General features: G+C 54.1%; 21 protein-coding genes. 16 read left to right on the plus strand and 5 right to left on the minus strand.

Annotated features, from left to right (window positions below; all coding sequences use genetic code 11):
- Positions 1 to 32: 32 nt before the first annotated feature.
- From NP603_RS05865 to ylqF, 3 genes are all read right to left on the minus strand, one after another.
- On the minus strand, positions 33 to 2,024 hold the full coding sequence (locus NP603_RS05865) for a HAMP domain-containing methyl-accepting chemotaxis protein (protein WP_256609984.1): 1,992 nt from the start codon (positions 2,022 to 2,024) through the stop codon (positions 33 to 35).
- 239 nt (positions 2,025 to 2,263) lie between these two features.
- Complete coding sequence (locus tag NP603_RS05870; RefSeq protein WP_256609985.1) at positions 2,264 to 2,914, minus strand: DUF2076 domain-containing protein; 651 nt, start codon at positions 2,912 to 2,914, stop codon at positions 2,264 to 2,266.
- A 151-nt stretch (positions 2,915 to 3,065) separates the two neighbouring features.
- The gene (gene ylqF, locus NP603_RS05875) at positions 3,066 to 3,974 is read right to left on the minus strand and encodes a ribosome biogenesis GTPase YlqF (RefSeq protein ID WP_256609986.1); all 909 of its coding nucleotides are present in this window, start codon (positions 3,972 to 3,974) and stop codon (positions 3,066 to 3,068) included.
- A 190-nt stretch (positions 3,975 to 4,164) separates the two neighbouring features.
- On the opposite strand from ylqF, the gene gap reads away from it, so the two are divergent.
- Together gap and pyk are read left to right on the plus strand one after the other, a co-directional pair.
- On the plus strand, positions 4,165 to 5,178 hold the full coding sequence (gap, locus tag NP603_RS05880; protein ID WP_256609987.1) for a type I glyceraldehyde-3-phosphate dehydrogenase: 1,014 nt from the start codon (positions 4,165 to 4,167) through the stop codon (positions 5,176 to 5,178).
- A 9-nt stretch (positions 5,179 to 5,187) separates the two neighbouring features.
- Complete coding sequence (gene pyk / locus NP603_RS05885; RefSeq protein WP_256609988.1) at positions 5,188 to 6,621, plus strand: pyruvate kinase; 1,434 nt, start codon at positions 5,188 to 5,190, stop codon at positions 6,619 to 6,621.
- A gap of 413 nt (positions 6,622 to 7,034) precedes the next feature.
- Here the strand turns inward: pyk and uvrD are convergent, their stop codons facing one another.
- Complete coding sequence (uvrD, locus tag NP603_RS05890) at positions 7,035 to 9,197, minus strand: DNA helicase II (protein WP_256609989.1); 2,163 nt, start codon at positions 9,195 to 9,197, stop codon at positions 7,035 to 7,037.
- Positions 9,198 to 9,300: 103 nt separating this feature from the next.
- On the opposite strand from uvrD, the gene NP603_RS05895 reads away from it, so the two are divergent.
- Complete coding sequence (locus NP603_RS05895; RefSeq protein WP_256609990.1) at positions 9,301 to 9,555, plus strand: YgaP family membrane protein; 255 nt, start codon at positions 9,301 to 9,303, stop codon at positions 9,553 to 9,555.
- A gap of 52 nt (positions 9,556 to 9,607) precedes the next feature.
- Here NP603_RS05895 and NP603_RS05900 read toward each other — a convergent pair whose 3' ends face one another.
- Entirely contained in the window at positions 9,608 to 10,045 is a 438-nt protein-coding gene (locus tag NP603_RS05900) for an FxsA family protein (protein WP_256609991.1), read from the minus strand.
- A gap of 67 nt (positions 10,046 to 10,112) precedes the next feature.
- Here NP603_RS05900 and cutA point away from each other — a divergent pair, with 67 nt between their 5' ends.
- The 13 genes from cutA (at position 10,113) to fcl (ending at position 23,014) form a co-directional block, all read left to right on the plus strand.
- Positions 10,113 to 10,430, plus strand: a complete 318-nt coding sequence (cutA, locus tag NP603_RS05905; protein ID WP_256609992.1) for a divalent-cation tolerance protein CutA — start codon at positions 10,113 to 10,115, stop codon at positions 10,428 to 10,430.
- A complete protein-coding gene (locus tag NP603_RS05910) occupies positions 10,412 to 12,637 on the plus strand; it encodes a protein-disulfide reductase DsbD (RefSeq protein WP_256609993.1) in 2,226 nt (741 codons plus the stop codon). Before cutA ends, NP603_RS05910 begins: the two co-directional genes overlap by 19 nt.
- A complete protein-coding gene (locus NP603_RS05915) occupies positions 12,634 to 13,164 on the plus strand; it encodes a TlpA family protein disulfide reductase (RefSeq protein WP_256609994.1) in 531 nt (176 codons plus the stop codon). The genes NP603_RS05910 and NP603_RS05915 overlap by 4 nt, the downstream gene beginning before the upstream one ends.
- Before the next feature lie 114 nt (positions 13,165 to 13,278).
- The gene (aroQ, locus tag NP603_RS05920) at positions 13,279 to 13,740 is read left to right on the plus strand and encodes a type II 3-dehydroquinate dehydratase (RefSeq protein ID WP_256609995.1); all 462 of its coding nucleotides are present in this window, start codon (positions 13,279 to 13,281) and stop codon (positions 13,738 to 13,740) included.
- The gene (gene accB, locus NP603_RS05925; RefSeq protein ID WP_256609996.1) at positions 13,730 to 14,173 is read left to right on the plus strand and encodes an acetyl-CoA carboxylase biotin carboxyl carrier protein; all 444 of its coding nucleotides are present in this window, start codon (positions 13,730 to 13,732) and stop codon (positions 14,171 to 14,173) included. Before aroQ ends, accB begins: the two co-directional genes overlap by 11 nt.
- 20 nt (positions 14,174 to 14,193) lie before the next feature.
- Positions 14,194 to 15,537 (plus strand): acetyl-CoA carboxylase biotin carboxylase subunit, encoded by a 1,344-nt coding sequence (gene accC / locus NP603_RS05930; protein ID WP_256609997.1) that lies wholly within the window; start codon positions 14,194 to 14,196, stop codon positions 15,535 to 15,537.
- Between the two features lie 56 nt (positions 15,538 to 15,593).
- Positions 15,594 to 16,478 carry a 50S ribosomal protein L11 methyltransferase gene (gene prmA, locus NP603_RS05935; RefSeq protein WP_256609998.1) on the plus strand — a complete coding sequence of 295 codons (885 nt, stop codon included), beginning with the start codon at positions 15,594 to 15,596 and terminating at the stop codon, positions 16,476 to 16,478.
- Positions 16,479 to 16,481: 3 nt separating this feature from the next.
- Positions 16,482 to 17,120 (plus strand): zinc-ribbon and DUF3426 domain-containing protein, encoded by a 639-nt coding sequence (locus NP603_RS05940; protein ID WP_256609999.1) that lies wholly within the window; start codon positions 16,482 to 16,484, stop codon positions 17,118 to 17,120.
- Between the two features lie 6 nt (positions 17,121 to 17,126).
- A complete protein-coding gene (locus NP603_RS05945; protein ID WP_256610000.1) occupies positions 17,127 to 18,323 on the plus strand; it encodes a class I SAM-dependent rRNA methyltransferase in 1,197 nt (398 codons plus the stop codon).
- A gap of 177 nt (positions 18,324 to 18,500) precedes the next feature.
- Positions 18,501 to 19,046, plus strand: coding sequence for a hypothetical protein (locus NP603_RS05950; RefSeq protein ID WP_256610001.1), 546 nt, complete (start codon positions 18,501 to 18,503; stop codon positions 19,044 to 19,046).
- Positions 19,047 to 19,315: 269 nt separating this feature from the next.
- A complete protein-coding gene (xrtD, locus tag NP603_RS05955) occupies positions 19,316 to 20,827 on the plus strand; it encodes a VPLPA-CTERM-specific exosortase XrtD (protein ID WP_504137698.1) in 1,512 nt (503 codons plus the stop codon).
- Between the two features lie 86 nt (positions 20,828 to 20,913).
- Positions 20,914 to 22,035, plus strand: coding sequence for a GDP-mannose 4,6-dehydratase (gene gmd, locus NP603_RS05960; RefSeq protein WP_256610003.1), 1,122 nt, complete (start codon positions 20,914 to 20,916; stop codon positions 22,033 to 22,035).
- A 4-nt stretch (positions 22,036 to 22,039) separates the two neighbouring features.
- The gene (fcl, locus tag NP603_RS05965) at positions 22,040 to 23,014 is read left to right on the plus strand and encodes a GDP-L-fucose synthase (protein ID WP_256610004.1); all 975 of its coding nucleotides are present in this window, start codon (positions 22,040 to 22,042) and stop codon (positions 23,012 to 23,014) included.
- The last annotated feature ends 120 nt before the right edge of the window (positions 23,015 to 23,134 follow it).

Here is a 23,134-nt window from a genome sequence, read left to right on the forward strand (position 1 = left end):
CGTCATTGCAGCGGCGTCGGCCGTTCCCAACCTCAAACCTTGAATTGCGATACCGCCTGTTCCAGTTCTTTGGCCAGATCGGTCAATTCTATGCCGGCTTTCAGCGACGCCCGCGCGGTGTTGACGCCGGTCTCGGCGATTTCGGTAATCTTGATCACAGTACGGCCGACTTCCTCGGTCACCGCGTTTTGTTGCTCGGCCGAGGTGGCGATTTGGGTATTCATCGTGTTGATGGTCGCCACAGACTGGGTAATTGCGCCTAGCGCCTGGCCCGAAGCCTGGGCTTTTTCCACGCTCTGTTCGGCTAGCGTCCGGCTGGCATTCATCGCCACGACGGCTTGTTTGGAGCCCGATTGCAGCTTTTCGATCATGTTCTGGATTTCGCTGGTCGAAGACTGGGTGCGGCTCGCCAGCGTGCGCACCTCGTCGGCGACCACGGCGAATCCGCGGCCGTGTTCGCCGGCTCGGGCCGCTTCGATCGCCGCGTTCAGCGCCAGCAAATTGGTCTGTTCCGAAACGCTGCGGATCACGTCCAGAATACTGCTGATGTCGTTGACGTGGCCTTCCAGATTGCTGACAGTGCCGGCGGCATCGCCGATTTCCCGCGCCAGCGAATTGATCGAGCCCACCGCTTGTTGCACCACGGTTTGGCCGGCGCGGGCTTGGCGGTCGGTTTCCGCCGCGGCTGCGGCTGCTTGCGACGCATTGCGAGCTACCGCCTGCACCGCTGCCGCCATTTGCGTCATCGCCGACGCGACCTGTTCTATGTATTCCTTCTGCGACTGGGCGCCGGCCGAGTTGTTCTCCACGGCCCGCAGCAGCACTTCGGCATTGCGCTGCAAGGTTTGGGAGTAGCCGCTGACCTTGCCGACGATTTTGTGGATGCTTTCCGCGGCATGGTCGAAGTCCTGCGCCATGACACCGATTTCGTCGCTGGGCGCGAAGCGGGTGCGGGCGGTCAGATTGCCGGTGCCGAAGGCCTTGGCGAATTTGCTCAGCGCATTGATCGAATTGACGATGCTCGGCGGCACGGTAACCGCCATACCAACGCCGATCGCGATGCCCAGGATCAGGCAAACCACAATAATGGTATTGGCCTGGCCGACCAGCGCCACGGTTTTGCCGGCAATTTCCTGAGCTTTGCTCCAGCCGTCTTGTTCTGCGGCGGCGGCCGATTGCCGGGCGCTGGCAGCGATTTGGTCCATTTTGGCGACGATCTGCTTCAGTCGGCTGTCGTTATCGATCCATTGCGCCGCGGCGTTTTGGTATTTTGCGGTTTCCGCCCGGGCCTTGTCGATCCGTTCGTGCTCGGTCGGTTCTTGGGTCATGGCGGAGAGTTTGTCGTATAAGGCCATCAAGACCGGCAATTCCTGCTGCATTTGGCCGTAGTACTGGCGATCCTTGTACAGCCGCTCTTCCTTCTCATGTTGAATGATGGTTTGCGCCAAGGATTTGATCCGGTTGACCAGAATGTACTTCTGCACTTTGCCGTTCAATTCGTTTTGGCTGGCGCCGATTTCCAGCAGCTTGGCGTATTCCGTTTCCTGCTTTTCTGCAAACGCATCGGCTTCCGCCAGCACCGCTTTGCCGCTGTTGGCCATCGTGTCGACCGCCTGCCGGTTGTTTTTCAATGCCGCGACGCCGCTGTCGTAAAGCTCGCGGAACTCCCTGACGTTGTTGCGTACCGAGGCCGATTGTTGCAGCAGGGCGGTGTCGGCGAATTTGTTACCGATGCTGTCGACCTGGTTCAGATTTTCGTCCATCGCGTTCAATACCTGCTTGGCGCGGCTGTAGGTTTCCTCGCGCTCGTAGAGCAGATAATTGAGTTGTTCTATCGTCGCGTCGTAGGCGCCGGCGTGCACGTCCACGGCCAGCTTGACCGCCGGTACCTTCCATTCGGCGATTTCGTCGATACTGGAACCCAGTCTGCCGATGTAGATCCAGGCCAGCAGGCCGAATACGACCAAAATAAGGACCAGCGCCGAGAAGCTGGCGATCAACTTGTTCCGAATGGTGAGTTGCATTTCAGGTTTCCTTGAGTAAAAAGCGCGGCCAATGGCGACCGGACGAAGCAATGCGTCTGCGCGCGGTTGTGTTCCGAGTTTAGACCAAGTACCTAGTTTTGGAGAGTGTCGGCAGCGATCGGCCGCAATTAAAAAGGCGGGCCGGCCGGTGCCGGCCCGTTTGCCGGGCGGGATTTTCGGAACAGCGGAAGACGCGGTGGAGTGCGGGCTCCTCGGTGGGGCGAACCAAGCGCGGTCGCTTAAATCCAGCTGGAATCGTCGTCTGAACCGGTGCTGTCGAAATCGTTCGAATCGTCTATGGAATAATCGTTCTGTTCGTCTGCGGAGGCCGCAGCGATGGCGTCATCACCGTAGTAGTTGTTGATCACGGTCGGCTCCGCCGCGTTGTCTTGCGCCGCCTGGTTCCACAGCGATGGTCCGCTAGCGCCATGGTGGCCTCCCAGCAGGCTTTCTATGCCGTGGTACAGAAACGATCCGGCGACGACACCTGCTGCGGTGGTGGCAATGTTGCCCAGAAAGCTCGGGCTGCTGCCGAAAGCGCTGGCTTGCGGCGGTATTGGCGTGTTGCGCGGTACTTGGTAATTGCCGGCACCGGGTACGCCGCCGGCAGCCGGTGTTTGCGCCCATGGATCGTTGCTCAAAAATCCGCCGCGCGGGGCCGCTGCCGTGCTATTTTGCAGTTGCTGTTGTAGGTCGGCGATCTGGCTTTTGGCACTGTTCAGCGCTTGTTCCAGCAGCATGGCCCGTTGCACCAAAAGATAGGCGGCATCGGGTTGTTTGGCGACGCTATCGGCAATCAACTGCGCGGCTTCCGCGTCTTTGGCGCTGATTCTGGCCTCGGTCAATTGCTTTAAAAACAGGTTGAGTTGATCGCGTTCTTGAGGATTCATTCGAATGGCTCCGTTTTTGAGAATACTTCCCGTTTGGCGGGTGCGCAGCAGACCGCCGCTACGGCTTAAAGGTTCCAGGGAATGTTGGGTCGGAATTACTCGATTTCAACACCGAAGTCAGCGGCGACGATGCGAAACCGTGCTGAGAGCTTCAAGATTTCTGTCGGCGCGCCTCGCGCTCGGCGGCTTTTTCGGCGCGAATAACGACCAGCTCGTTCATTTCGGTTTCGATCATATCCGGGGTTTCCAGCGTGATCCGGCCGATAGTGCCGGCGCGCAACTCGGTCAACAACAATTTTGCCGCCTTGTCGAGTTCGACGATACCGCCGGCGCGCAGGCAGCCGCGTTTGGCGCCTATTGCTTCCAGCAAGGCCTGCGATTCCGCCGGTAAGGTTTCCAACCGGTAGCGTTGACACAGTTGTTCCGGATAAGTCCGGCGCAGGTAATCCAAAACATAGAGCGCGATGTCGGCATGTTCGAACGCGGTGTCCTTGACGGCGCCGGTGGCGGCCAGCCGGTAACCGCTGTGCCGGTTTTCGACGTTGGGCCACAGCACGCCCGGCGTGTCGGACAGCACGATATTCCTGCCCAGGTTGATGCGTTGCTGCTGCTTGGTCACGGCCGGTTCGTTGCCGGTCTTGGCGATGGTCCTGCCGGCGAGCGCGTTAATGATGGTCGATTTGCCGACATTGGGAATGCCTATGATCATGGTCCTGGCTATTTTGCCGGCGGCGGTTTTATCCGGCAGCATTTTGCTGCATAGCTCGATGATCTGTCTGATTTTGTCGGGCTGTTGCGTAGTCACTGCCAGAGTTTTGACCGCCTGTTCCCGCTCGAGGTGAGTCTGCCAGAGCTTGGTCAATTCCGGGTCCGCCAAGTCGGTTTTGTTCAATACCCTTATGCAGGGCTTGCTGCCGCGAAGCCTGGCCAGCATCGGATTTTGGCTACTGTATGGGATGCGAGCATCCAGGATTTCGATCAGCAGATCGATGTCGGGCAATGCGTGTTTGATTTCTTTGCTGGCCTTGTGCATATGGCCCGGGTACCACTGGATTTGCATGAACGCTATTTGGCTGTCGAAAACGGAGCGCAATTGTAACGTACTCGCCGCGGTGCGACAGCGGTCAGCGGCGCTAATCCGGTCGCGGCGGTAGACGTTGTTTGTCCGGGTTTGCTACAATCTGCGGAATTTTTGGTGCTTTCGGCACATCTGAACCCCAGTCCTTCACAACCATCCCGGAGAAAATTCTATGGCAATTAAAGTTGCAATTAACGGTTACGGCCGTATCGGTCGCAATGTTCTGCGCGCACTGTACGAAGCCGGTCGCACCAACGAAATTCAAGTGGTTGCGATCAACGATTTGGGCGATTCCAAAACCAATGCGCATTTGACCAAATACGATACCGTTCATGGCAAATTCCCGTTTGATGTGACAGTGGATGGCGATTACATTGTGGTTAATGGCGACCGCATCCGGGTTTTCGCCGAGCGCGATCCGGCTAAATTGCCTTGGGGTGAACTGGGCATCGACGTCGTGCACGAGTGCACCGGTTTCTTTACCAGCAAAGCCAAAGCTTCCGCGCACATCTCTGCCGGCGCCAAAAAAGTCATCATTTCCGCTCCAGGCGGTAACGACGTCGACGCCACCGTGGTTTACGGCGTCAACCACCAAACCCTGAAAGCGTCCGATACCGTCATCTCCAATGCGTCTTGCACCACCAACTGCTTGGCACCGCTGGTTAAACCGTTGATGGACACCATCGGCGTCGACCACGGTTTGATGACCACGATCCACTCGTACACCAACGACCAAGTGCTGACCGACGTTTATCACAGCGATTTGCACCGCGCCCGCTCCGCCACCCAATCCATGATCCCGACCAAAACCGGCGCCGCTGCCGCAGTGGGTTTGGTATTACCGGAAATGAAAGGAAAACTGGACGGTTTCGCCATGCGGGTTCCGACCATCAACGTCTCCGTGGTCGATTTGTGCTTCCAGGCCTCGCGCAACACCAGCAAAGAAGAAATCGACAGCATTCTGCGGGAAGCGGCTAACGGTTCTTTGAAAGGCATTTTGGCGATCAACGACGAGCCGTTGGTGTCTTCCGATTTCAACCACAATCCGCACTCATCGATTTACGAAGCGGGTTTGACCAAAGTGACCGGCGGTAACTTCGTTAAAGTCTTGTCCTGGTACGACAACGAGTGGGGTTTCTCCAACCGTATGTTGGACACCACCATTGCGCTGCATAACGCCAAATAAAGGGATTACATGCTGTTACGAAGAACCAAAATCCTGGCGACGCTGGGACCCTCCACGGACAAGCCGGGTGTACTCGAGGAATTGTTCGACGCGGGTATCGATGTCGTCCGTTTGAATTTCTCGCACGGTTCCGCTCAGGATCATATCGACCGTGCCAACCGCGTGCGGGAACTGAGCAAGAAAACCGGCCGCAGGGTCGGTATTCTGGCCGACCTGCAAGGCCCGAAAATCCGGATCGAGCGTTTCAAGGAAAACAAAGTCTGGCTGGACGAAGGCCAAGACTTTGCCTTGGACATCAATCTTGGTAAATACGACGGCGACCATACTCAGGTCGGTATCAGCTACGAGCCGCTGGCGCGCGAAGTCAAGCCGGGCACCCGCTTGTTGCTGGACGACGGTCGGGTGGTGCTGGACGTGGTCAACGTCGAGAACGGTACCCGCGTCAACACCAAAGTGGTGGTCGGCGGCGACTTGTCCAACAACAAGGGCATCAACCTGCTGGGCGGTGGTTTGTCGGCGGCGGCGTTGACCGACAAGGACAAGGAAGATATCAAAACCATCGCGGTGATTCAGGCCGACTACGTGGCGATTTCGTTCCCGCGCACCGCCGACGACATGCACGAAGCCCGTGCCTTGTTGGAAGCGGCCGGCTCCTATGCCGGTTTGGTGGCGAAAATCGAGCGGGCCGAAGCGATGGACGTGATCGATGACATCATCATGGCTTCCGACGCGATCATGGTCGCGCGCGGCGACTTGGGTGTGGAAATCGGCGATGCCAACTTGCCGGCGGCGCAAAAGCACTTGATCAAACGTTCGCGCGAATTGAATCGTGCCGTGATTACCGCGACGCAAATGATGGAGTCGATGATCGAAAACCCGATCCCGACCCGTGCCGAGGTATTCGACGTCGCCAACGCGATCGTCGACGGTACCGATGCGATCATGTTGTCGGCGGAAACAGCTTCCGGCAAGCATCCGGTGAAAACGGTGCAAGCTATGGTGCGTATCTGCTGGGAAACCGAAAAGCAACCGAGCGTGACCCATTCCCACCACCGCATGACCGACAGCTTCTCGGCCATCGACGAAGCCATCGCGATGTCGGCGATGTACATGGCCAACCACACCAAAATCAGCGGCGTGGCCTCGTTGACCGAGTCCGGCTCGACGCCGTTGTGGATGTCGCGTATCAACTCCAACATCCCCATTTACGCGTTCAGCAGCCATGAAAAAACGCTGGGTCGGGTGACTTTGTACCGCGGCGTATTCCCGATTCCGTTCAGCCGCGAATCGATGGAAAAAGCCGAAGTCAACAAAGCCATCATCGACAAACTGCGTACCCGCGGTGTGGTCAACAAAGGCGATACCTACATCATCACCAAAGGCGACGCGACCGGCCACCAAGGCGGCACCAACTCGCTGAAAGTTGTCACCGTAGAAGACTGATCGGTTTTACCCGAAACCAAAGCGCGGCGTTCCGGTTTGAGCCAGACGCCGCGTTTTTTGTTTATGGGGTTAGATTTTGCTTAGGTTGGGTGGCTAGCTGCCGAACATTCGGACATCGCTAGTCCGTCTCCGATCGGCAGGGTAGCTGTAATTTGTTGCGGAAAATTGAACTAGCTGCATACTCGTCTCTCATTGAGCAAGTTTATATGCTGTGCAACAGAGTATCCTGCGCGCGTGATAGGGGCAGTACTTGAAATATCCGGCCCGCATTTCATTGATTTTTCATGGTTGTTTTAAATTATTAATCTGGAATTACAGCCATTTACACGAATTTCCGCAACGGGTTTCCTTGCCACCAAAACTCGCCAAACATAACGCGCGGTATCACCATCATCTAAATCGGGATAAATCGCTTAAACCTTTTCCAGCTTGGCATAAGCCAACATCAGCCACTTCAAGCCGGCGTTGCGGAAATTGATTTGTACCCGCTCCTGATCGCCTTCGCCTTCGGTTTGCAGCACGACGCCTTCGCCGAATTTCTCGTGGCGGACGGTTTGGCCGAGTTTGAAGGTGCTGCCGCCCAGAGTAGCGGACGCCGACGGTGCAGCGGCTGAAGGGCGGGTAACGTTGGCGCGCAAGCGGATTTCCTGTATCGATTCCTGCGGCAATTCGCGCAAAAAGCGCGAGGCCCGCGGGTAACTGTCTTTGCCGTACAGGCGGCGCGATTCGGCGTGGGTCAAATACAATTGTTGCATGGCGCGGGTGATGCCGACGTAACATAGCCGGCGTTCTTCCTGTAGCCGCCCGGGATCGTCCAGCGCCTGTTGCGACGGAAACAGGCCTTCTTCCATGCCGACCAGAAACACCAGCTTGAACTCCAAGCCCTTGGCGGAATGCAACGTCATCAACTGCACGCAATCCTCATCGGCTTCGCCTTGCATTTCGCCGGCTTCCAGCGCGGCGTGGGCCAGAAACATGTCCAGTTCCGACAGGTTTTCCGCATTCTCGCGGTCGTAGTCGAACAGTCGGGCGGCGTTGACCAACTCTTCCAGGTTTTCCACTCGGGCTTCGCCTTTGTCTTGCTTTTCCTTTTTATAAAGTTCGATTAGGCCGCTGGCTTCGACGACGTGCTTGACGGTTTCGTGCAGACTCGAGTTTTGCGTAGCCCGGCCCAACTCAAGCACCAGATTCATGAAGCCGCGCAGCGCGTTGGCGGCGCGGGCCGGCAATTGGTTTTGTTCCAGCATGGCCTGCGCCGCCTGCCACAAGGACAGTTGTTGCTGGCGGGCCAGGATGCGCATGTCGTCCAGGGTTTTGGCGCCGATGCCGCGGGTCGGCGTGTTGACGACCCGTTCGAACGAGGCGTCGTCGTGCGGGTTGCTCGATAGGCGCAGATAGGCGAGAGCGTTCTTGATTTCCATCCGTTCGAAAAAGCGCAAGCCGCCGTAAACCCGGTATGGGGTGGCGGTCGCCATCAGGCGCTCTTCGAACTGGCGGGATTGGGCGTTGGAGCGGTACAAAATCGCCGTTTCGCTGCGCAAGCCGCCGTCGCGCACCCATTGCCGGATTTTTTCGACGACGAAATAGGCTTCGTCCTGTTCGTTGAACGCCGAATACAAGGCCAGAGCGTGGCCGTCGCCGGCGTCGGTCCACAGTTCCTTGCCCATCCGGTTGTCGTTGTTGGCGATCAGCGTGTTGGCCGCTTTCAGAATGTGGCCGCTGGAGCGGTAGTTCTGTTCCAGGCGAATCACGCCGTGTTGCGGATAGTGTTTTTGGAAGGCGTAGATATTCTCGATCTTGGCGCCGCGCCAGCCGTAAATCGATTGGTCGTCGTCGCCGACCACGAACAAGTTGTTGTTGCCTTCCGTCAACAGCCGTAGCCACGCGTATTGGATGGTGTTGGTGTCCTGAAACTCATCGACGTGAACCTGTTGGAACCGTTCGCGGTAAAAACTCAATAAATCGGCATTGTCGCGCAGCAGTTCGTGGGCGCGCAGTAACAGTTCGGCGAAATCGACCAGGCCGGAGCGATCGCACAGTTCTTCATATGCCAGATAGATCTGGCGCATCTGTCGCAGATAAAAATCGCCGCTGTCCTGCATGTGGCGGGCGCGGACGCCTTCGTCCTTTTGTGCGTTGATGAACCATTGCGCTTGTTTCGGCGGCCATTTGCTGTCGTCCAGGTTCAGATTCTTGATCAGGCGTTTGACGATACGTAATTGGTCGTCGCTGTCCATTACCTGAAACGTTTCCGGCAGTTTGGCTTGCTTGGCGTGTTGTCTGAGCAAGCGGTGGGCCAGACCGTGAAAGGTGCCGATCCACATCGAGCGGGCGGAGGTGTTCAGCAAATCTTCGATCCGGCCGCGCATCTCGTTGGCGGCCTTATTGGTAAAGGTCACCGCCAATATGTGGTAGGGCGAGATATGGTTGATTTTGATATGCCAGGCGATGCGGTGCACCAGCACCCGGGTTTTGCCGCTACCGGCGCCGGCCAGCACCAGCATGGCCTGGGAGGGGGCCGAAACGGCCAGGCGTTGCTGGTCGTTTAAAGGGGCAATAATTGAAGAGACTTCCATTTTTTATAGCTTGCAGATTTCGGGGAGCTGTGTATATTTGCTTGCCTTTTAAGGGAAAGCCTTGCGTCAGGACTAAATAAATACAACACAGAGAGGATTGGAAATGAGCTTCGATTATAAACGTTTGGTCAAGTTTGAGCACAATATCGGCGATAAAGACAAAAAAGTGCGCATGGTTTCGGGAGTGGTATTGCTGAGCGTGTCGTTGTTTACTGCCAGCGTTCTAATGCTGCTGGTCGGATTGGTGTTGGTCGCGACCAGCTATTCCGGCTGGTGTCCGGCGTATTCGGGATTTGGAAAAAATACGCTGAGCGGCGGTTTTGCGGCCACCGATGCCAATACCGGCGACGGCCAATAAGCGCGGGACAGTCTGAATCCGCGATAGCGCGGATTCAGACTGTTGTCATTTATTAGTGTTTTTCGTATTCGCCCTCAATGACCGACCGGTCGCGGCGGGCTTGTCGGAATATCGAACCGGCCTGGGTGCCGGACAAATGCTGTTCGATCAGATAGTCGGCTATTTTGCGGCGGACCGCCGGGATCAGGCAGGCGAAGCCGCATAAATCGGTAAAAAATCCGGGCGTCAGTAGTAAGGCGCCGCCCACCAACAAGATCGGTCCCTCGACCATCTCGTAGGCCGGAATTTCTCCTTGCCTCAAGCCGTTCTGCAACCGGTTCCAGGTGGCAAAGCCCTGTTGTCTTAACAGCCAGGCGCCCAAGGTTGCGGTCAATACCACCAAAAACACAGTCGGAATCGCGCCTATGACGCTGCCGACCTGCAACAGCAGGTAAATCTCCACAAACGGTACGATCAGAAAGGTCAGAAACAGGGCTTGCATGGTTTTCATGGCGGGCTTACCGGCAAAGCGGCTAATACTAAGAGCATCCCAGAAGAAATTCCAGGATAATATCGAGATGTACCAATTGATAGTCTGTACCTGTCCCGATGCGAATTGTGCCGAAAATTTGGCCACCGCACTGATCACCGAAAAATTGGCGGCTTGCGTCAATATCTTGCCCGGCATTCGTTCGGTTTACGAATGGCAGGGCCAAATAGAAACCGCTCAGGAACATTTGCTGTTGATCAAGAGTCGGCAGGACCGTTATCCGGCAATTGAATCTGCCGTAAAGAAACTACACCCCTACGAAGTTCCGGAAATTATCGCGCTCGATATCGAACGCGGGTCTCAGGATTATTTGCAATGGATCGATTCATGTTTGATTGGCGCTTGATTTTTTTCTGCATCTTAGTTGCGTTGTCACCTGTGGTCGCGGCTGGCGACGGCCAGGATTTTCTGCCGGCAGACCAGGCGTTCAAGTTAAGCGCAAGCGCTCAGTCCGCCAATAGCGTCGAACTTAACTGGGAGATCGCCGAAGGTTATCACCTGTATCGAGACAAAACCAAGTTTCAGTCGCAGACCGAGGCCATCGTGCTGGATCAGGCGCAAATGCCAGAAGGTGCCAGCGAACACGATCCGAGTCTGGGCGATGTCGTGGTCTATCGCAACGCGTTGCGGGTAGGGTTGCCGCTGCGAAACGACAAAGGCTTGCCCCAACTTAAACTGCTGGTCAAATACCAAGGCTGTGCCGACGCCGGCATTTGCTACCCCCCGCAAAAAGTGGTGCTTGATATCGATTTGCCCGCGGCCTCAACGATTCCGGTCGCCGGTGGCGAAACGTTGCAACAATTCGTCAAGGGCCTGAAAGGCTTGACGGCGAATGTATTTTCCGCGGACTTGTTGCCTCCCGAGCAAGCCTTCCGGTTTACGGCCAGTGTCAAGGATGCCGCAACCCTGCAGGCCTCCTGGCAGATCGCGGACGGTTATTATCTGTATAGGGATAAGTTGTCGTTGGCTTTACAGGCACCGGCGAACGCCCAATTGGGTAAAATTCCGCTACCTGAGGGCGATGCCTATCACGATGCCGAATTCGGCCAGGTGCAGATCTACCGTAACCAGGTGAATGTCGATGTACCGCTAATACGCGGCCAGTCGGCGGCCGAAACCGTCCAATTGCTGGCAAAATTTCAGGGCTGCGCCGATCGCGGTGTCTGTTATCCGCCGATGCAGCAGTTGGTCAGTTTGGATCTACCCGAGGCCGGTACGTTAACGACAAGAGCGTCGACGATCAATCCGCCCGGGTCCGAGCAAGATCGCATCGTCGACGCTCTGCGCCACGACAGCTTGGCGCTCACCTTGCTCAGTTTTTTCGGCTTCGGCTTGCTACTGGCGTTTACCCCGTGCGTGTTTCCGATGATTCCGATTTTGTCCGGAATTATCGTCGGCCACGGCCACCAGGTCAGTGTCCGCAAAGGATTTCTGTTGTCGTTGAGTTACGTCCTCGCCTCGGCGTTGATGTACACCGCATTCGGCATCCTGGCGGCGCTGTTTGGCAGCAATTTGCAGGCGACGTTTCAAGAGCCTTGGGTGATCGCGGTGTTCTCCGGCTTGTTTGTGTTGCTGGCGTTGTCGATGTTCGGTTTTTACAATTTGGAAGTGCCCAAATCGATTCAAGCCATTCTGCACCGGTCCAGTGATCGGCACCGCGACGGCTCTTATTGGGGGGCGGCAGTCATGGGGGCTTTGTCTTCGCTGATTGTCGGGCCGTGTGTGGCGGCACCGTTGGCGGCGGCACTGATTTACATCGGCCAGACCGGCGATGCCGTGCTGGGCGGGGCGGCCCTGTTCGCGATGGGCTTGGGCATGGGGGCGCCGTTATTGTTGCTCGGCGCGTCGGCGGGCAAGTTGTTACCTAAATCCGGCAGTTGGCTGAATTCGACCAAGGCCGTGTTCGGCGTCGTGATGTTGGCGGTAGCGGTATGGATGTTGTCGCGTATCTTGCCGGCTTCGTTGATTATGTTGTTGTGGGCTTTGTTGTTGGTGGTTCCGGCGGTCTATCTGGGGGCTATCGAGCCATTGCCCGAAGCCGCCGGCGGCTGGCGCAAGTTATGGAAAGGGTTGGGACTGGTCATGCTGGTGTTCGGTGTCTTGCAATTGATCGGCCTCAGTGCCGGCAATTCCAATCCATTGCAGCCGTTGCAACGCCTGGCTGGTGGGGGCGGCGCGAAACCTGAACCAGAGGGGCTGCACTTCGAACGGGTGGTGAGCCTGCAGGAACTGGAGCAGCGGATTCGGCAGGCGTCCGCCAGTGGCCGGAGCGTGATGTTGGATTTTTATGCGGATTGGTGCGTTTCCTGTAAGGAGATGGAGGCTTATACCTTTACCGACCCGCGCGTAAAACAACGCTTGGCGAATACCGTGTTGTTGCAGGCCGATGTCACAGCCAACAACGAAGCTGATCAGGCCTTGTTGAAACGCTTCGATCTGATCGGGCCGCCCGGCATTATCTTCTTCGGTGCAGATGGCCATGAGCGCAACGGCATGCGCGTGATCGGCTATCAGGATGCCAACACTTTTTTGAATACATTGCAACAACTATGAATCGGAAAATACTGGTTTTTTGTGTGGTCGCGTTAATAGCCGTCGTCGCGGGTATCGCCTTTTACGGGTACCGGGATCAAGCCTCGTCTGCAACAACCGAGCCCGGACCGGAGTTGAATTTCAGTCTGCCGGATTTGCAGGACGTGCCGCAGCCGATGTCGCAATGGCGCGGCAAGATTTTGCTGGTCAATTTTTGGGCGACCTGGTGTCCGCCTTGTTTGAAGGAGATTCCCGAGTTCGTCAAATTGCAGACCGAATATCAAGACCGCGGCGTGCAATTTGTCGGTATTGCCCTGGAAGATAAACAACCGGTTCTGGATTACCAGAGTCGGATGAAGGTCAATTATCCGCTGCTGATCGGCGGCGAGGACGCGGCAATGTTGGCGCAGCGCTTGGGTAATGTGATCAATACCGTGCCGTTTACCGTCATTGTCGATCCGCAGGGCAAAATCGTGCACCGACAATTGGGTGAATTGTCCAGGGAAAAAATCCTGGAAGTCATTCAGCCACTACTGAAACCGAATTAGCCCCAAATGCTGAAAAAGCGATGCTTTATTGGCTAGAAATCGGTTTATCTGGACAAAAACCTTCGAATTAGGCAGAATTTCGCTTTATTTGATACTTTCTCGTTCGATATTTTCATGGCGATCCTCACCGTTCTGAACGGACCCAATTTGAATATGTTAGGCGTTCGGGAGCCGGGGTTATACGGTAGCAAGACTTTGCAGGATATCCAGCAAAGCGTGGAGCGTCTGGCGCAGTCCTTGGGTCATCAGCTGAATTTTTGCCAGAGCAATGCCGAGCACGAGATCGTCGAACAGATTCACCAAGCTTATCGGCAAGGCGTCGATTTCATCATCATCAATCCTGCCGCGTTTACCCATACCAGTGTGGCGATTCGCGATGCCCTGCTGGCTACCAAGATTGCATTCATTGAAGTTCATTTATCGAACGTACATGCCCGCGAGCCTTTCAGAAGACATTCTTATTTTTCGGATATCGCCGTCGGCGTTATCTGCGGATTAGGGGCGACCGGTTACGAATTGGCTGTGCAAGCCGCTCATCAGTTATTACAAGAGAGAACTCAGAACGATGGATATTAGAAAAATAAAAAAATTGATCGATCTTATCGAAGAATCCGATATTGCTGAGATAGAAATTAGCGAAGGTGAAGAGTCGGTACGCATCAGCCGCTATTCGGCTGCTGCGCCGATGCAATATGCCGCTCCGGCACCCGTCGCGGCGGCGCCTGCTCCAGCCGCCTCGGCACCTGCTGCGGTTCCGGCCGAAGAGAAAATCAGCGGCCATATCGTGAAATCGCCGATGGTCGGCACATTCTACCGTTCAGCTTCGCCCGGATCGGCGGCGTTTGTCGAACTCGGTCAAAGCGTCAGCGTTGGCCAAACCCTGTGCATCATTGAAGCGATGAAAATTCTGAACCAGATCGAAGCCGACAAAAGCGGCAAAATTAAACAGATTCTGGTTGAGAACGGTCATCCGGTCGAATATGGCCAGCCTCTGTTCATTATCGAATAACCTGTTTCGAGGCTTGGCTTATGTTTGAAAAAATTGTTATCGCCAATCGCGGTGAGATTGCTTTGCGCATCTTGCGGGCTTGCCGTGAGTTGGGTATCAAAACCGTGGCGGTCTATTCCGAAGCGGATCGCGACCTGAAGCATGTGCGTCTCGCCGACGAAGCGGTGTGCATCGGCCCGGCGGCCTCTTCCGGCAGCTATTTGAATATCCCGGCCATTATCAGCGCCGCTGAAGTTACCGACGCCGAAGCGATCCATCCCGGCTACGGATTCCTGTCGGAAAACGCCGACTTTTCGGAAAAGGTCAGCCAGAGCGGTTTCGTGTTCATCGGCCCGAAACCGGATACGATCCGCATGATGGGCGACAAGATTTCGGCAAAAAAGGCGATGCAAGCCGCCGGCATTCCGTGCGTTCCCGGTAACGGCGACCCATTAGGCGACGACGACGAGACCAACTTAAAAATGGCGCGGGAAATCGGCTATCCGGTGATCATCAAGGCTGCGGGCGGCGGCGGCGGTCGTGGTATGCGCACAGTGCATAGCGAGAGTGCTTTGTTGAACGCGATTGCGATGACCAAGGCCGAGGCCGGCACCGCGTTCGGCAACAGCACGGTTTACATGGAAAAGTTTTTAGAAGATCCTCGCCACATCGAGTTTCAAGTCCTGGCCGATTCGCACGGCAATGCCATCCATTTGGGCGAGCGCGATTGCTCGATGCAGCGCCGCCACCAGAAGGTGGTCGAAGAAGCGCCGGCGCCGGGCATCACCGAGGAGCAACGTAAGCAGATGGGCGAACGTTGCGCCAACGCTTGCCGGGAAATCGGTTATTTGGGGGCCGGAACTTTCGAGTTTCTGTACGAAAAAGGCCAATTCTATTTCATCGAGATGAATACCCGGGTGCAGGTCGAACATCCGGTCACCGAGATGATTACCGGCTTCGACATCGTCAAGGAACAATTGCGAATTGCCGCCGGCGAGCCTTTATCGATTACCCAGGACCAGGTTACCTTCACTGGCCATGCCATTGAGTGTCGCCTGAACGCCGAAGATCCGAAAACCTTCATGCCGAGTCCGGGCCTGATCGAGCAGTTCCACATGCCGGGCGGCCCCGGCATTCGCTGCGAAACTCACATTTACAACGGTTATCGGGTGCCGCCGTATTACGATTCGATGATCGGTAAATTGATCGCGCACGGCGATGATCGGGCCAGCGCAATTGCCCGAATGAAGACGGCGCTGAGTGAAATGGTGATAGACGGGATCAAAACCAATATACCGCTGCAGCAAAGCATCATGGCCGATGCGGCGTTCGCCCAGGGCGGGCAAAACATTCATTACCTGGAAAAGAAACTGGGCATCCATTAGGCGGCAATTGTATAAGGCCGGCGTAGCTTCTTTTCATCCAGTCAAGGCTTGTATTTATGGCGTGGCATCAGCTTTCCGTGGTCACCGACGAAACTACCGCTCCGGAAATATCGGACTTCTTTTCCGAGCTGGGAGCGGTTTCGGTAACGTATAGCGATGCCGAAGACGAGCCGGTCTACGAGCCGGCTATCGACCAAACTAAAGTTTGGAGCCGTACCCGCGTTACCGCGCTGTTCGAATTGGATTCGGACCCGGATATCGTGCAGGCATTGTTGTTCAATCAATTCATCGGCCATCCGCTGCAAGAGTGGTCGGCCGAAGTATTGCAGGATCAGGCTTGGGAAAGGGCCTGGATGGAGTACTTTCAGCCGATGAAGTTCGGCGGCAAGCTTTGGATTTGTCCTACCGGACAGGAACGGGCGGAACCGGATACGGTATGCATGACCTTGGATCCGGGTTTGGCCTTCGGGACCGGAACCCATCCGACCACCGCGTTGTGTCTGGAATGGTTGGCCGGTCAAGATAGCTCTGGGAAGGTTTTAATCGACTTCGGCTGCGGTTCCGGCATATTGGCTGTTGCGGGGCTGTTAATGGGCGCCGAATATGCTCACGCCATCGATATCGATCCACAGGCTTTGACTGCCAGCCGTTACAATGCCGAGAAGAACGGAGTTCAAGATCGGATCAGCTACTATCTGCCCGAGCAGTTCTCGGCGTTTGCCGCGGATGTGGTGCTTGCCAACATCCTGGCCAAGCCGCTGATTGAACTCGCGCCCGTGATCGCCGAATTGGTTAAGCCTGGTGGGCAATTGGTTTTATCGGGGATTTTGAGCGAACAGGCTGCGATGGTGGCCGACGCATATCGCGCGCTCGGCTTATCGGTCGCCGAACCGGTGAGCCGTGAAGATTGGTGTCGGCTAGATCTCTGTAAACCCGGTTGACGAATGTTTACCCGCTGTCCGAATTGCGATGCAACACAAGCCGTAACCGTCGGACAATTGCGTCAGCAGCGCGGGTTGTTAACTTGTGATATTTGTGGGCAGCGTTTCGACGGCCTAGCCGATTTGAGCGACGACGCCAGTCAGGCGCGAGTTCGGGCTAACAATCTGACGAAAACTGTTGCGAAACCAGAATGGCCCGGTTTTAGCGTTTGGAAGTCGGCCAGTGTAGTGGCATTCGTCACATTGCTTGGGCAAGTCTTTTATTTCGAAAGCGAAAATCTTTATCGATCCTCTGCGGTTGCCGCGGCTTGGCAGCGACTGTGCGGGATGGTTGCTTGTCAGCCGCCGATTTATAAAAGCGACCGGGAGTTATCGGTCTCCCATACCGATTTACAGCGACAGTCCGATAATAGTTATCTTTTTAGCGCGGCAATCACCAATCATGCTGATTTTTCGCAGGAAGGTACCGTGTTAAGACTGACGTTGCTGGGATTTAACGGCCAAGCGATTGCGGAGCGGGCTTTTTCATTGCCGCAATTGGCGGGTGTCGCTGTGCTAAAGCCGGACCAGACATTGCCGATTCGATTGCATATCGCCGCACCTGGGGCTCAGGTGGGCGGTTATGTTTTTAAGTTATCGTAAATACGCATGAGTTATCCCGAACTGTTTCTGAAAAAGAACGAAGACAAGCGTTTGCGCCAAGGCCATTTATGGGTGTTCAGCAATGAGGTCGATTGCCGGCGTTCACCGCTGGAGCAATTTAGTCCGGGCGATTTGGCCACGGTATGCGATGCCGACGCTAAGCCGATCGGATTAGCTTACGTCAACCCTAATGCTCTGATTTGTACGAGGTTGTTGACTCGTAAAAGCAATCTGAAAATCGGCGAGAGTTTTTTCAAATCCCGGCTGAGCCAGGCGCTGAATCTGCGCCAGCGTCTGTTCGACAAGCCGTTTTACCGGTGGGTGTTCGGCGAAAGCGATGGCCTGCCTGGTTTGGTGGTGGATCGCTTCGGTTCGGTATTGTCGGTGCAAATCACCACGGCCGGCATGGAGCGACACAAGGACTTATTGGTCAAGGTGTTATGCGACTTGGTTGAACCGACCGCGGTATTGTTGAAAAACGATACCGGTCAACGCCAACTCGAGAATTTGTCTTTGCTGCCGGAATTGGTATTTGGCGAATTGCCGGAGCGCTTATTGGTCGAAGAAAACGATACCCGATTTTTGGTGAATGTTGCCGACGGGCAAAAGACGGGCTGGTTCTACGATCACCGGGAGAACCGTGCCCGGCTGGCAAAGTTGGTGGGCGGCATGCGGGTGCTGGATTTGTTCAGTTACGCCGGAGCTTGGGGTATTCCGGCAGCAATGGGCGGGGCGGCCGAAGTCTGTTGCGTCGATAGCTCTGAAAGCGCGTTGAAACTGGCCGAAGCCAGCGCCGAGTTAAACGGTGTCGCCGGCAATATGCGTTTTGTGCGTAGCGATGTGTTTGAGTTTCTAAAGCAGGCTCGAGAGCAACGCGAACCGTTCGACGTCATCATATTGGATCCGCCGGCCCTGATAAAACGCAAGAAAGATTTCAAATCCGGTTATGAAGCTTATCGACGCTTGAACCATTTGGCGTTACAGGTACTGTCCGGCAACGGTATTTTGGTTTCGGCGTCTTGTTCGCACCATTTGAGCCAGGAAAATCTGCAAGAAATTTTGCGATCGTCGGCACGGCATATCGATCGCCACTTGGTGTTTTTTGCCGCCGGCGGCCAAGGTCCGGACCATCCGATACATCCGGCGATGGCCGAAACCGAATATTTGAAAGCGTTCTTTTGCGCGGTTAGCGCACGTATCTGACCTGATGCCGGCGCAGAAATCGGGCTGCGATCTGTGCGGGCAGCCGGTGTTGATTGGCGGGTTCAAGTTGAATACCGTGCAAGGCCCGAAAAAATTCTGCTGCGAGGGCTGTCGCAGCATTTTTCAATTGCTCAATGCCGAGCAAATAATAATAACGACAACAGAGGAGAAACAAACATGAATATCCAAGGGGGCACAAAAGCCTGCGAATCGTGCACGGACCGGGTCAATATCGGTTGCCATCATAAACAGATGCCGGTGTGGTCCAGGGCCGTCGGTTTGTTGTTTATTTACTTGCCGATTCTGACTTTGCCTTTTGTCATTACCAGCGCTTACCTCACTTACTTCAGCCTGAAATTGGTCGGCGCACAAAACGTCAAAACCTGGGGCGATTTCCTGCCGGCAAGATCGAGCCATCGTTACGACCTGAAAAGCCAGATTACGATGGACGGCTCGTTCAAGTTGAGTATGTCGCAATCCAAATTGTTTTGGATTTTAAATTGCACGTGGTATTGCCCTTACAGCGTCGGTTTGTTTGAATGGCATGCCTACATGGTGAAAGTGGTGGAAAATTGGTGGTGCCCGTTTACCCATGACCGCAAAAACAGCTATACCCAAGGCGCCATCGATCAGTCTTTTTGGCATATTTATCCTGAAGAGAAAGCCAAATTGCACGAAGACGATAAAAATAATCCGATTTTTACGGCCGATCCGGATGCCTAATCGTTGGACGATTGTCATAGTGCCTTAATCCGGTCCAGGGATAATGGCGGGTCGGCGCGGTCAAGATTTTCCCTGCTCGGTCGTAATGGTGAGTAGCGGTCTGGTAAATATTATTCGCCAGGGATGCTCATAACCTACTGAATCTAAAAACCAATTCTTATTGTCGACACGGAATGAATACTGAGAATACTAAAGCTGGCGTCATTTGGTCGTTTTGGGGAGCTGCTTTTCTGCTGCTATGTGTTGTCTTTCGCGACAGCTTGGCTGAAATGGTTAACACCTGGACTAATGTCGAGGAATATAGCCATGGTTTCTTTATTCCGTGTATCACCGTTTATCTGATTTGGATGCGGCGAAGCGAGCTGCGCTTAGCTCAGGATTTCAGAGAATCGGCGCCCGGATTGGCTGTCATTGTTTTGGGCATGCTGGTTTTTATCTTGGGAGGTCTGGCGACAATCAAAACGATGGAGCAATACTCGTTTTTGGTGGTGTTGACCGGAATGTTCGCCTGCGCATTTGGGCTAAGAGGCTTGAAGACGGCTGCGATACCCTTATTGTTTTTGGTTTTCATGGTGCCTTTCCCGGCATTCATTCTGAATAACTTGTCATCGAAATTGCAGTTGATTTCCTCCTGGCTCGGGGTCGAATTTATCCGGGCTTGCGACATCATGGTGTACCTGGAAGGTAATGTCATCGATTTGGGTAATTACAAGTTGCAGGTAGTCGATGCTTGCAGCGGCTTGCGTTATCTGTTCCCGCTGGCCAGTCTGGCGTTTTTATGCGCTTATCTGTTCAAAGGTCCGTTCTGGCAGAAGTTGCTGATCTTTTTGTCTGCCATGCCATTGACCATTTTTATGAACAGTTTCCGTATCGGTGTGATCGGTGTGTTGGTCGATAACTGGGGTACCGAGATGGCGGAAGGCTTTCTGCACGACTTCGAAGGCTGGGCGGTATTTTTGTTATGTATGGTGCTCCTATTCATCGAGATGTGGATTTTCAGCCGGATCAGCGGCAGTAAATTGGCATTCAGTGAATTGGTACAAATCCCAGCGGAGTGGGGGCGGGCACCGGTTTCCGGCTTTTTCGTCGGGCAATTGAATCGGTCGGTATTTGTGGTCTTAATCTTGCTGATTGCTGGCGCGGGTGTTTCGGAAATGTCCAAGGGCCGTGAAGACGTAATTCCACAACGCAAAGCCTTTTTAAATTTTCCGACCAAATTGGGCAATTGGCAGGGACGTAACGACTATTTAAGCCAATTCTATTTGAACGAGTTGAAGTTGACTGATTACGTGATCGTTAACTTCAATGAGCCTGGTACCCAAAACGGCGTCAATTTTTACAGTGCCTATTACCAGTCTCAGCGCAAAGGCGCCGCCGTGCATTCGCCGCGCAGTTGCATTCCTGGCGACGGTTGGCAGATTATCAGCTACGGTCAGCAGGAGTTTCCTGAGTTTATGTTGGACGGCCAAACGCTGGAGTTGAACCGCGCTATCATTCAAAAGGGTGAGAGTCGCCAATTGGTCTACTTCTGGTTTCAACAACGCGGTAGAACGATAACTAACGAATACATGGTCAAATGGTACTTATTCTACGATGCTATCATGATGAACCGAACAGATGGTGCGTTGGTGAGATTAGTCACGCCGGTCGATTCAGCCGAAGATATCACGCAGGCTGATAAGCGTCTGCACGCTTTTCTGCATGATTTGTTGCCGGAATTGGGGAGCTATTTGCCCGGTAAAACGATAATTCCAGTTGCCAGTATTCCTGCTTCAGGTTGATTGAGGGAGAGCTTCCCCATCAGTTTGAAAGTCGCTGAAATTAAATCGGATTTTTCGAATTTTGTCCTACACAAAAGGAGCTTAAAGTGAGCACTAAAAAGGCGTTGATCACTGGGATAACCGGCCAAGACGGATCGTATCTTGCTGAGTTTTTATTGGAAAAAGGTTATGAGGTGCACGGCATCAAGCGGCGCTCGTCGCTTTTTAATACCGAGCGTGTCGATCATATCTATCAAGATCCGCATATCAAAGATCCGCGGTTTTTTTTGCATTATGGGGACTTGACCGATAGCTCGAATTTGACTCGGATTCTCAGCGAGATTCGCCCGGACGAGGTTTATAACTTGGGAGCTATGAGCCATGTGGCGGTATCGTTCGAGTCGCCCGAGTACACCGCCGACGTCGATGCGATTGGTACGTTACGTTTGTTGGAAGCTATCCGCTTTTTGGGGCTGGAGAAAACTACCCGTTTTTACCAGGCATCGACTTCCGAGTTATATGGCTTGGTTCAAGAAATCCCTCAAAAAGAGACCACACCGTTTTATCCGCGTTCTCCTTATGCGGTTGCCAAACTCTACGCCTACTGGATTACCGTAAATTACCGCGAAGCCTATGGCATGTACGCTTGCAACGGTATTCTGTTTAATCATGAATCGCCTCGTCGTGGCGAAACGTTTGTGACCCGGAAAATTACCCGCGGCCTCAGTAACATTGCGATTGGTCTTGACCAGTGTCTTTACATGGGCAATATGGATTCGCTACGCGACTGGGGGCACGCCAAAGATTATGTGCGGATGCAATGGATGATGCTGCAACAGGAGCGGCCGGAAGATTTCGTAATCGCTACCGGTGTTCAATATTCGGTGCGTCAATTCATTGAAATGTCGGCCAAAGAATTAGGTGTGTCAATTCGTTGGGAAGGGCAGGGTGTTGAGGAAAAAGGTTTTGTCGACTCGATTATTGGCGACAAAGCTCCAGCGATGACAGTGGGGCAGAATATCGTTGCGATTGATCCAAGATATTTTCGGCCAGCAGAAGTTGAAACCTTGCTTGGCGATCCGACCAATGCCAAAAATAAGCTCGGTTGGGTGCCCCAAATTACGTTGCAGGAAATGGTTGCGGAGATGGTGGCATATGATTTGGAACAGGCGCAGAAGCATGCACTGCTTAAGAAGCAAGGGTACAGCGTAGCCGTCAGCAGGGAGTAAATTCATGATAGATAAAAAGTCTAAAATTTATCTGGCCGGCCATCGCGGCATGGTCGGAGCGGCCATCTATCGTCAGTTATCGGATTCAGGTTATCAGAATATAGTAGTTCGAACCCATGCGGAATTGGATTTGACTGATCAGACGGCGGTGCGCCGGTTTTTCGAATCCGAAAAGCCGGATTGGGTGGTACTGGCCGCCGCCAAGGTCGGTGGTATACATGCTAATAATGAGTATCCTGCTGAATTTATTTACCAAAATCTAATGATTGAGGCCAATGTCGTTCATGCTGCTTGGTTGGCGAATTGTCGGCAGTTGTTGTTTCTGGGTAGTTCATGTATCTATCCAAAATTTGCCGAACAGCCGATGCGAGAAGACGCCTTGCTGACTGGTGTGTTGGAATCGACCAATGAGCCATATGCAATCGCCAAAATTGCCGGAATCAAACTTTGCGAATCATATAATCGCCAATACGGTATGGACTACCGATCGGTAATGCCGACTAACCTTTACGGAGAAAACGATAATTTTCATTTGGAAAACAGCCATGTCATCCCGGCCCTGATCAGGAAATTTCACGACGCAAAGATAAGTAATTCTCCAATGGTGGAAGTTTGGGGAACGGGCAAGGCCATGCGTGAATTTCTGCACGTTGATGACATGGCGGCGGCATGCATTCACGTGATGGGCTTATCCGACGCCGAATACAAGGCATGTACTGAGCCAATGTTGTCTCATTTGAATGTTGGTACCGGAACGGATGTAACCATTCGAGAACTGGCAGAGACTATCGGTCGAGTCGTCGGTTTTCAGGGTGAAATTAGTTGGAACACAAGTAAGCCCGACGGTACGCCGCGTAAGTTGATGGATGTATCCAAGCTCAAGTCCTTGGGATGGGAGCCGAAGATTGGTTTGGAAGAAGGTCTAAGCAACACCTATCAATGGTTTTTGGCGCATCAGGGGCAGTTTAAGAGCCATTAGCAGGTCTCTTACCGCCGCCTCTTAACTGTTCAAAATTAAATAAAGTGTTGACAGAGTGGAGGGGTGTGGCTAGAATGAGCGGCTCTTCACTGCTGACGGTTTCGGGATTTGAAGGTTGAA

The sequence above is a fragment of the Methylomonas aurea genome (genome assembly GCF_024505045.1).
Classification (GTDB): Bacteria; Pseudomonadota; Gammaproteobacteria; order Methylococcales; family Methylomonadaceae; genus Methylomonas; species Methylomonas aurea.

Bases quoted from the DNA above. Each gene is read 5' to 3' on its own strand.
- aroQ (WP_256609995.1), top strand. From the start codon at position 13,279: ATGGCGATCCTCACCGTTCTGAACGGACCCAATTTGAATATGTTAGGC.
- prmA (WP_256609998.1), top strand. From the start codon at position 15,594: ATGGCGTGGCATCAGCTTTCCGTGGTCACCGACGAAACTACCGCTCCG.
- NP603_RS05870 (WP_256609985.1), bottom strand. From the start codon at position 2,914: ATGAATCCTCAAGAACGCGATCAACTCAACCTGTTTTTAAAGCAATTG.
- NP603_RS05900 (WP_256609991.1), bottom strand. From the start codon at position 10,045: ATGAAAACCATGCAAGCCCTGTTTCTGACCTTTCTGATCGTACCGTTT.
- pyk (WP_256609988.1), top strand. From the start codon at position 5,188: ATGCTGTTACGAAGAACCAAAATCCTGGCGACGCTGGGACCCTCCACG.
- fcl (WP_256610004.1), top strand. From the start codon at position 22,040: ATGATAGATAAAAAGTCTAAAATTTATCTGGCCGGCCATCGCGGCATG.
- gap (WP_256609987.1), top strand. From the start codon at position 4,165: ATGGCAATTAAAGTTGCAATTAACGGTTACGGCCGTATCGGTCGCAAT.
- NP603_RS05895 (WP_256609990.1), top strand. From the start codon at position 9,301: ATGAGCTTCGATTATAAACGTTTGGTCAAGTTTGAGCACAATATCGGC.
- accC (WP_256609997.1), top strand. From the start codon at position 14,194: ATGTTTGAAAAAATTGTTATCGCCAATCGCGGTGAGATTGCTTTGCGC.
- NP603_RS05940 (WP_256609999.1), top strand. From the start codon at position 16,482: ATGTTTACCCGCTGTCCGAATTGCGATGCAACACAAGCCGTAACCGTC.
- NP603_RS05865 (WP_256609984.1), bottom strand. From the start codon at position 2,024: ATGCAACTCACCATTCGGAACAAGTTGATCGCCAGCTTCTCGGCGCTG.
- NP603_RS05945 (WP_256610000.1), top strand. From the start codon at position 17,127: ATGAGTTATCCCGAACTGTTTCTGAAAAAGAACGAAGACAAGCGTTTG.
- NP603_RS05950 (WP_256610001.1), top strand. From the start codon at position 18,501: ATGAATATCCAAGGGGGCACAAAAGCCTGCGAATCGTGCACGGACCGG.
- uvrD (WP_256609989.1), bottom strand. From the start codon at position 9,197: ATGGAAGTCTCTTCAATTATTGCCCCTTTAAACGACCAGCAACGCCTG.
- NP603_RS05915 (WP_256609994.1), top strand. From the start codon at position 12,634: ATGAATCGGAAAATACTGGTTTTTTGTGTGGTCGCGTTAATAGCCGTC.
- cutA (WP_256609992.1), top strand. From the start codon at position 10,113: ATGTACCAATTGATAGTCTGTACCTGTCCCGATGCGAATTGTGCCGAA.
- xrtD (WP_504137698.1), top strand. From the start codon at position 19,316: ATGGTTAACACCTGGACTAATGTCGAGGAATATAGCCATGGTTTCTTT.
- accB (WP_256609996.1), top strand. From the start codon at position 13,730: ATGGATATTAGAAAAATAAAAAAATTGATCGATCTTATCGAAGAATCC.
- ylqF (WP_256609986.1), bottom strand. From the start codon at position 3,974: ATGCAAATCCAGTGGTACCCGGGCCATATGCACAAGGCCAGCAAAGAA.
- NP603_RS05910 (WP_256609993.1), top strand. From the start codon at position 10,412: ATGTTTGATTGGCGCTTGATTTTTTTCTGCATCTTAGTTGCGTTGTCA.